This window comes from Chryseobacterium contaminans (genome assembly GCF_001684955.1).
GTDB classification, from domain to species: Bacteria; Bacteroidota; Bacteroidia; order Flavobacteriales; family Weeksellaceae; genus Chryseobacterium; species Chryseobacterium contaminans.
In genome coordinates this window covers 1-1597 of record NZ_MAYF01000203.1, presented here as the reverse complement: position 1 = coordinate 1597, position 1597 = coordinate 1, and the positions used below count along the sequence as shown (strand labels likewise).

Annotated in this window: 2 protein-coding genes; both read left to right on the top strand. The window is 38.6% G+C overall.

All coding sequences use genetic code 11. The features are described 5' to 3' along the window. Positions 1-380, top strand: a 380-nt coding sequence (locus tag BBH99_RS11705) for a cupin domain-containing protein (RefSeq protein ID WP_066695727.1), incomplete at its 5' end; no start/stop codon positions are given. A gap of 132 nt (positions 381-512) precedes the next feature. Next, positions 513-1397, top strand: a complete 885-nt coding sequence (locus BBH99_RS11700; RefSeq protein ID WP_066695725.1) for a dihydrodipicolinate synthase family protein — start codon at positions 513-515, stop codon at positions 1395-1397. Positions 1398-1597: the final 200 nt, after the last annotated feature.

Here is a 1597-nt window from a genome sequence, read left to right as displayed (position 1 = left end):
TAATTCATAAAAATGTAGAAAATGCAGGTGAACACAATCAGTTTTCAACCGAAAGAAAGCATCCGGTTTTCTTTGTAGATCTTCCAAGTAAAAATGTGAGTATGACGATTGGTGGACTCCTTCCGGGGCAACAGACCAACAGACACCGTCACACTTATGAAACCGTCCTATTTGTACTTGAAGGAAAAGGCTGGACAGAAGTGGAAGATGAAAAAGTGCATTGGGAAGCCGGAGATGCCGTCTATATTCCATCATGGGCCTGGCATAAACACCAAAATTTAAGTGATAATGAGCCTGCCAAATATATTGCCTGTGAAAATGCACCACAGCTTCAGAATTTAGGAGTAGCCCTGAGAGAAGAAGAGGGTAGAGACCTTTAATCTTCAGCTGGCAGAAAGTAGTAAAACAGATACTTCAGTTTTTTCATTTTAAAATACCCCGGTTTACTACTTTCTGTCAGTTTATTTCAATTGCATTACAACAAAACAATTATTATTTTAAACCAAGAATATATGAAAAACGTTCCATTTAAAGGAATTATCGCATATCCCATCACTCCGTTTCATGAAAACAATACCATCAATCTTCCGCTTTTTAAAGAGATGGTTGAAAAATTAATACTTTCCGGAAGTCATGGAATTGCCTCCCTGGGAAGCGCCGGTGTGATGCCTTATTTATCAGACGAAGAAAAAGAAGCCGTCACTGAAGCTACTATACAACAGGTCAATGGCAGAATTCCAACACTGATAGGCGTTTCTAACCTTACTACAGAGAAAACGATACACCACGCACAATTTGCAGAAAAAGCAGGCGCAGATGCTGTTATGATTATCCCGATGAGTTACTGGAAACTGACTGATGATGAAATTATAGCTCATTATGATGCTGTAGCCAGCAAAATCTCCATTCCCATTATGGCCTATAATAATCCTGCAACCGGTGGAGTAGACATGTCTCCGGCTCTTTTGAAAAGACTTCTTGAAATTCCTAATGTAACCATGATTAAGGAAAGTACGGGAGATGTACAGCGAATGCATTATTTACGCAAGGAACTGGGCGAAGATGTAGCATTTTATAATGGTTCCAATCCATTGGCATTGGCTGCTTTTGCTGCAGGAGCAATTGGCTGGTGCACCGCGGCACCCAATCTTATCCCGGAATTGAATCTTGATCTTTATAAAGCCATTCAGGAGAATCAATTGCATAAGGCTCAGGATATTTTTTACAAACAGGTTGAATTGTTGAAGTTTATTGTGGCTAAAGGGTTACCCAGAGCAGTTAAGGCAGGATTGGATATTTTGGGTGAGGAAAGCGGTTATTTGAGAAATCCTTTAAAGCCTTTAACGGAAAAAGAAACGGAAGAGCTGAGAAAGATTCTTAATGAAATAAGATACTAATGTTTGTTGAAAAACGCAAAGGCACAAGTTTTTTCTTTCATAATGTTTATTAAGGCGCAAGGATTTCATTTCCGATGAAATTGAGTAATACTATTTTGAACCATCTCATTTTAATCGCCATGAATGCACGAATGATTTTTTATTCGTGCATTCATGGCTAATAAAATTCTTTTTGTGTCTTGGCAAAAGTTAGATCGTTG